The following is a 6,378-nucleotide window of genomic DNA, read 5'->3' as shown; positions in this document are numbered from 1 at the left end:
GCCATGAACTACAAACAATTAGTCGAAACATTTGCCTATCCTGCTACAAAGTTCAAACAGGATGATTTCTTTGGGAACGAAGAAAATTACAAGAAATACATCGAAAACTTCTTTGCATCTGCCGAGAGCCCATATATTCTAGAAGCGTATGTTCTAATGGCCGCGATTGCTGGTACATCCGGTTTTCCAATGACTACAAAAGAAATTGAAGACCAACTATTTATGTATTTTAATAAATATTGCTCTGATAATGAAGTGATTACTCAGGAATTCCGTTCCCTTCATCAAGCGGTGATCAGAAAAACAGATACGATAGATAAGAGCTATCCTAGGCAAGAAAGAGCCGAAAAACTATTCAAAGAGTATTTTATAAAAAATCTTACTGCGTGTGATTTAGGAGGTTTCATTGAGAAATACTTTGATCCCAATGACAGTTATTATCAGTTCGCTGATGAATGGGTGAACAATATATTCGGTTCTAGGGAAAAGCTGATCGAGCATGTGAAAAGTTCTAATAAGATCGATAAAGAGTCTGCTTGCTTCAAGGAATTTATGGAATTCAACGATGCAGTGACTGTCAGCAAGTACCCAGCAATTAAATATGTCCTTCCGCATTTGAAGAAAGATATTTAATTCTAAAATAGATTTGTTTTCGAAACAATTTATTGGACCATACCTTACCTTTCAAATTACAATGAGATTTTGACCAAATATTTGGCATGGGAGATTTAGAATGCAAATTGTTAATCTTTAAGGTTGAAGGATCTCTAGGTTTAAACAAAAACATTCCCCTTTAGCGTAACTTTTTTTAACTTATCTGTCTAATATCAAAATTTATCAACTCAACCAAATAAATGACGTCTCGAAAGAAAATAGTTATCGCATTGATCATCCTAGTTTTTACAGTAATGGCATTGCGAGAGACCCCGTATGTGGATTTGAACTTTTATCGATCTTACACTGAGTCATCCTACAATTCAACCATAAATACAAACAGTTCCTTTGTCAAGGTAGGGGATTCCAGCACAAAATCTGCACCTGCTTTCAATTCGCAAGATCTATCAATTGTTATACTACTAGGCGATGACACAGTTTACAAACAGCTCAATAAGCTATTACCCATTGTAGTGAAAATCGAGAATTTCCAGACTGGCTCGCTTTGGATTCCACTTTATAAATCTGCCAGCTTTTCTGCGATTGGCACCCCAAGCTTTGATCCTAGGCAAAAATTAGAAGGGAAACTACCGATGGGGAGGTACAAAATTGGAATATCAGGAGATTTAGAAATGAACGGGAAAATTGTGATTAAAGGCTTCTGTTCACATAAACAAGCAGTCGAACTGGTTAAACAACAAATAATAGCGCAATTTAATGCCAAAATACGAGAGTGTTTTACCACTGTACCTCCCGAATATTTCCATGCGCTGTCCAGTAGCCAATCGCTATGAAACCTTCCGCTGGAGCAAGCCCAATGTCATTAAGTAAGCCATTCGCACAAGCAAAATAATTTAACCACAGATAAAAAGGATGCACACAGATATGAAGATCCGTGTTTATCTGTATGCATCTATGGTTAAAAACTCTAATTTAACGAGATTGAGTGCTCGCACTTGTGGTAAAGCTATGGATACTCCATGTTGTCCATGCTTCCGTGGCTAAAATATAACCTGTAAAAATAATGAAGCCCAAAAAAGAAAAAGGCAAGCACAGAAAAGCCGTTGCTTGCCCTTTTTTATCAATAACTTTCTCCTAACTACCCCTGATGCTCAGGCACGCCGTTTGGATCCATCCATACATATTCCCAATGGTGGCCATCAAGATCATCAAAACTATGTTGGTACATAAAACCATAATCGGTAGCCGGATTCGGTATTGTGGCGCCAGCAGCTACAGCTTTATCTACCATTTCGTTAACGGCATCTTTACTATCAGCCGATAAGGCAATGGAGGTTTCTATTGCCTTGTGGGCATCGATGATTTCTTTTTGGGTAAAAGTCTGGAAAAAAGGTTTGGTAAGCAGCATTACATAAATGGTATCGCTGATGATCATGCAGGTTGCTTTCTCGTCGGTAAACTGTGGGTTAAAAGTATAACCAAGTTTGGTGAAAAACTCCACCGACTTGTTAAGGTCGCTAACGGATAGGTTCACAAAAATTTGAGTTGCCATATTGTTTTCTGATTTAGTATATTCAAAAGTATAATAAAGCCGGGTAAGTATTAATGTGCAAAAACGACAAGTTAAGGGGTTAAACGCGACTTGTTTCATTGCTAACTCATTTGAGATGGGTGCTTCAAGTCAAACACTCAAAAATTTTAAATGCATAGTGCCTACTTATGATTTGTAATTCTTTTATCTTTAGTTCTGGTTTCCAATGGTAGCCATTAAATGCCAATCCCTTACAAAGCCCTAAATCTATTATCGCTCATGAAAAGAATATTACTCATTGTAACAGTTTTGCTTCCCTTTTCTGTTTTAGCTCAAAAGAAATTACCAATTGTTAAAGCCGGAGTTGTTCAGGCAAAATTCTACGAATCGTACAAGGCATCATCGAATTGGTACATCAATCCCAAGATAAAATTAGATGTGTTTACAACTGGTAAAATAACCAAATCAATAAACATAAAATTCAAAACGGATATAGATTCTATTGTGTTTAGGATAGGACCTGGGGAGCAAAAAGAATTTATTGTTTTGTTAAACGGCAAAGATTCCTGCCGCACCAAGATTGTGTGTCCCGAGCTAAAAAACTTCAGCAAAATATTGCCTGAAGTGCACGATTCAATTCCTTTTTTTGTGAATAAATACAATACAAACTTTTTACCGGTGTTTTTCAACAAAACTGATTCCCTTTTATTGAACTTCGATTCAGGCGCAACCGAGGTAGATTTTACTACCGCTGCACTTAAGCAAAAAGTTAAATCTAAGCCCAAGCTTTATAACACCGATTATGATATCAAAATTGGGAATCATACCTACAAGAGCAAAATTTATGATATCGAATTGGCGGGCAATGAAACAGATGGCCTGTTGGGATGGGATATATTCGACGGCATGATTGTAGCGTTGGATTATGATCAGAATAAAATGATGGTGCATTCTACCATGCCCAAGCAGATTTTACAGGACAAGGAATACACCAGGTTTAAGATCACCTATATCAAAAACAAACCTTTTATAGAGAGCGAAATTTCGCAAAGCGGGATCAAAAATAAAAGCCTCTTTTTCTTCGATTTAGGTTACCAGCGCACGGCTATGCTCGATAACGATTTGCTGCGGGAAATGAGGTTTCCAACCGAGAAGATGGAAGTGATCAAAAAGGTAATTATGCATGGTACAAAAGGTAATGAAATCCCGGTAACCACAGTAAAACTGCAAAGTTTGAAGATTGGTAATTTTGAATTGAAAAATGTTCCAGCTCAGGTTATGGAGCAAAACAAACCCATGCCAGGGGTTAACGTTCATTATCTGGGAACAGATATTCTGAAAAGATTCAATACGGTTTTTGATTTTCAAAATGATGTGATCTATTTAAAGCCAAACCATCTCTATGATGTTGCTTATGCAGACCAAAAGATTTAATATCTCCATTTTAACCACAGAGATCACGGAGTGAAGGCACAAAGAACACAGCGTTTGGTCGTCCTCGACTGAAGTGCAATCCCGAATTTTCGGGAGAGAGATCTTTTTAAGTGATCCTTTTATCATTTCTTAAATGTCGGATTTTTACAACAAATAGTCTATTTATTTCAAGAATTGAGCGGATGAGTTACTTATTTTTGATAAAACCAAATATAAGGAAATGAAAAAAATAGTATTAGTTGGCCTTATGGCTTGTTCCCTAGGCTTAAACCTCAAGGCACAACAAAAAACAAATAAGGTAGAACAAGGGATTTTTAAACCTACCGATGAATCCTTAAAGCAGTATAAATATCCAGACTGGTTCAGAGATGCCAAGTTTGGAATCTGGTCGCATTGGGGCCCTCAGGCAGTTCCCAGACAGGGTGATTGGTATGCCAAGAATATGTACGTTCAGGGCAGTGCGCAGAATAAGTACCACGTGGCAACTTATGGTACACCATCTAAATTTGGATACAAAGATATTATCGCTTTATGGAAAGCAGAGAAATGGAACCCTGAGCAGTTGATGGCCTTATATAAAAAGGCTGGTGCCAAATATTTTGTAACCATGGGCTCGCATCATGATAATTTCTTTCTATGGAACTCCAAAATCCATAAATGGAATTCGGTAAATATGGGGCCACACAAAGATGTAGTGGGCTTATGGCAAAAAGCAGCTAAAAAAGAAGGGCTCCGTTTTGGCATTTCCGAGCATCTTGCAGCCAGTTTTAACTGGTTTCAGCCAAGTCATGGCGCAGACAAAACGGGGCAGTTTGCAGGGATTGCTTATGATGGGCACGATCCGAAATATTCTGATCTTTATCATTTACCTGCAGATTCGGCCGATATGAAAGAGTGGCTGACCAATAATCCGGGCTGGCATAAACAATGGTTGGAAAATGTTAACGAACTGGTCGATAATTATCACCCCGACCTGCTTTATTCGGATAGTAAACTTCCTTTTGAAGATATAGGGCGTACTATGGTTGCGCACTATTACAATCAGGATATGGCCAAAAATAAAGGCAAGCTTGAGGCAGTATATACACCAAAAGAGCCATCTGAAGGTAAATGGGCACAAGATGTAGAACGCGGGGTATTGGATTCGATCAGCCCATTTCCGTGGCAAACCGATACTTCAATAGGAGATTGGTATTATAGAACCGGGCAGAAATACAAAAGTGCGAATGAAATTGCCCAGCTTTTGATCGACATTGTAAGTAAAAACGGAAATCTTTTGATCAATGTTGTACAGACTCCAGAGGGAGACCTGGAGCCGGATGTTGTTAAAATTGTTACGGAAATTGGCGACTGGACCAAATTGAATGGAGAAGGTATTTATGCGTCGAGACCATGGAAAGTATATGGAGAAGGTCCTTCTACCATTAAATCAAACCAGAAAAAGGGCCACTTTGGTGGCTTAACCGATTCAGGTGAATATCAATCTACGGATATCAGGTATACCACAAAGGAGGGCAATCTTTTTGCTTTCTGTTTGAATGTGCCAAATGAAAGCATTAAGATGACCTTACTTGGGCGCAAATCGAAATACCTGGAGAAGCCCATCACTTCCGTTACGCTGCTGGGCAGTAAAAGTAAATTAAAGTGGGTGCAGGAAGATGAAGCCCTTGTAATTAGCAAACCTGCAGATTATCCGGCCTGGTTGGTAACTGGTTTCAAAATAGAATTCAAAAAATAGGGAGAGATGCTCACATTTTAAAGTGAAAAATGAAAAGATATTGTTTAGCACTGGATCTCGTTGATGATCCAAAACTCATAGCGGAGTATGAAGCTTATCACCTTAACGGTTGGCCTGAAATTAAGCGGAGTATTATCGAATCGGGGGTTTTGGAAATGGAAATCTACCGCATTTCGAACCGTTTGTTCATGATTATGGAAACTGGGGATGATTTCAGTTTTGAAAAAAAAGCAGCTATGGATATTGCTAACCCTAAGGTGAAAGAGTGGGAAGAACTGATGTGGAAATATCAGCAGGCATTACCCTTGGCAAAGCCTGGAGAAAAGTGGCTGCTAATGAAAAATATATTTAGGTTAAACGAATTGTGATATGAAAAAGTCGAACGGGCACATGCACACCGAACAGATTGATCTCCAGCTGCCCGCTGTTGTTTTTGGAACAAGCAGTTTGGGCAATCTCTATCAGGCCGTTGATTACTCTGTAAAGTTGGCTATTGTAGAGGCTTGTGTAAAATCGGCCAAGCCAGTTGCATTCTTTGATACCGCAGGTAAATACGGGGCTGGCCTCGCGCTAGAATCATTAGGGAAATGCCTTGCTGATTTAAATGTTGATGAAGAAAATGTGGTGATCAGCAATAAGCTTGGCTGGTATAGAACAGAGCTTTTGACTCCTGAGCCAACATTTGAACCAGGCATATGGAAAAATATCGGGTATGATGCCGTACAGATGATCAGTTATGAGGGGATAATGAAATGTTTTGAACAGGGTAATCATTTGCTGGGCGATTATCATGCCCAAATGGTTTCTGTACATGATCCGGACGAATACCTGTTGGCAGCTGATAACAAATCTGATTACGAGGAAAGGTATCAGCACATTATCGAAGCCTATAGGGCATTAGGCGAGCTAAAGTCAGCTGGTTTAGTATCTTCTATTGGGGTAGGGGCAAAAGATTGGAAAGTAATCGAGCTGATCACAAAAGATGTAGCGCTGGACTGGGTAATGATTGCCAATAGTTTAACCTTAAAGTCACATCCTAAAGCACTGGTGGCTTTTGTAA

Annotated in this window: 7 protein-coding genes; 6 read left to right on the top strand and 1 reads right to left on the bottom strand. The window is 39.0% G+C overall.

Annotation, left to right across the window (positions count from 1 at the left end):
• Together AC1DPQ_RS14270 and AC1DPQ_RS14265 are read left to right on the top strand one after the other, a co-directional pair.
• Nucleotides 1-633 (top strand): hypothetical protein (locus AC1DPQ_RS14270; protein ID WP_477609878.1); only part of this gene is annotated, 633 nt, incomplete at its 5' end.
• 494 nt (nucleotides 634-1,127) lie between these two features.
• Nucleotides 1,128-1,448: a hypothetical protein gene (locus AC1DPQ_RS14265; RefSeq protein ID WP_477585290.1), complete on the top strand. Its 321-nt coding sequence runs from the start codon at nucleotides 1,128-1,130 to the stop codon at nucleotides 1,446-1,448.
• Between the two features lie 305 nt (nucleotides 1,449-1,753).
• Here the strand turns inward: AC1DPQ_RS14265 and AC1DPQ_RS14260 are convergent, their stop codons facing one another.
• Nucleotides 1,754-2,167 (bottom strand): VOC family protein, encoded by a 414-nt coding sequence (locus AC1DPQ_RS14260; RefSeq protein ID WP_477585289.1) that lies wholly within the window; start codon nucleotides 2,165-2,167, stop codon nucleotides 1,754-1,756.
• A 258-nt stretch (nucleotides 2,168-2,425) separates the two neighbouring features.
• Between AC1DPQ_RS14260 and AC1DPQ_RS14255 the strand changes: the two genes are divergently transcribed.
• The 4 genes from AC1DPQ_RS14255 to AC1DPQ_RS14240 form a co-directional block, all read left to right on the top strand.
• On the top strand, nucleotides 2,426-3,580 hold the full coding sequence (locus AC1DPQ_RS14255) for an aspartyl protease family protein (RefSeq protein WP_477609876.1): 1,155 nt from the start codon (nucleotides 2,426-2,428) through the stop codon (nucleotides 3,578-3,580).
• 220 nt (nucleotides 3,581-3,800) lie between these two features.
• Entirely contained in the window at nucleotides 3,801-5,318 is a 1,518-nt protein-coding gene (locus AC1DPQ_RS14250; RefSeq protein ID WP_477579701.1) for an alpha-L-fucosidase, read from the top strand.
• Nucleotides 5,319-5,347: 29 nt separating this feature from the next.
• Complete coding sequence (locus tag AC1DPQ_RS14245; RefSeq protein ID WP_477579699.1) at nucleotides 5,348-5,686, top strand: L-rhamnose mutarotase; 339 nt, start codon at nucleotides 5,348-5,350, stop codon at nucleotides 5,684-5,686.
• A gap of 1 nt (nucleotide 5,687) precedes the next feature.
• Nucleotides 5,688-6,378, top strand: a 691-nt coding sequence (locus tag AC1DPQ_RS14240) for an aldo/keto reductase (RefSeq protein ID WP_477609874.1), incomplete at its 3' end; no start/stop codon positions are given.

It is taken from the genome of Pedobacter sp. 01T416_2 (genome assembly GCF_056398925.1).
This window is presented reverse-complemented; position numbering and strand designations above follow the sequence as displayed.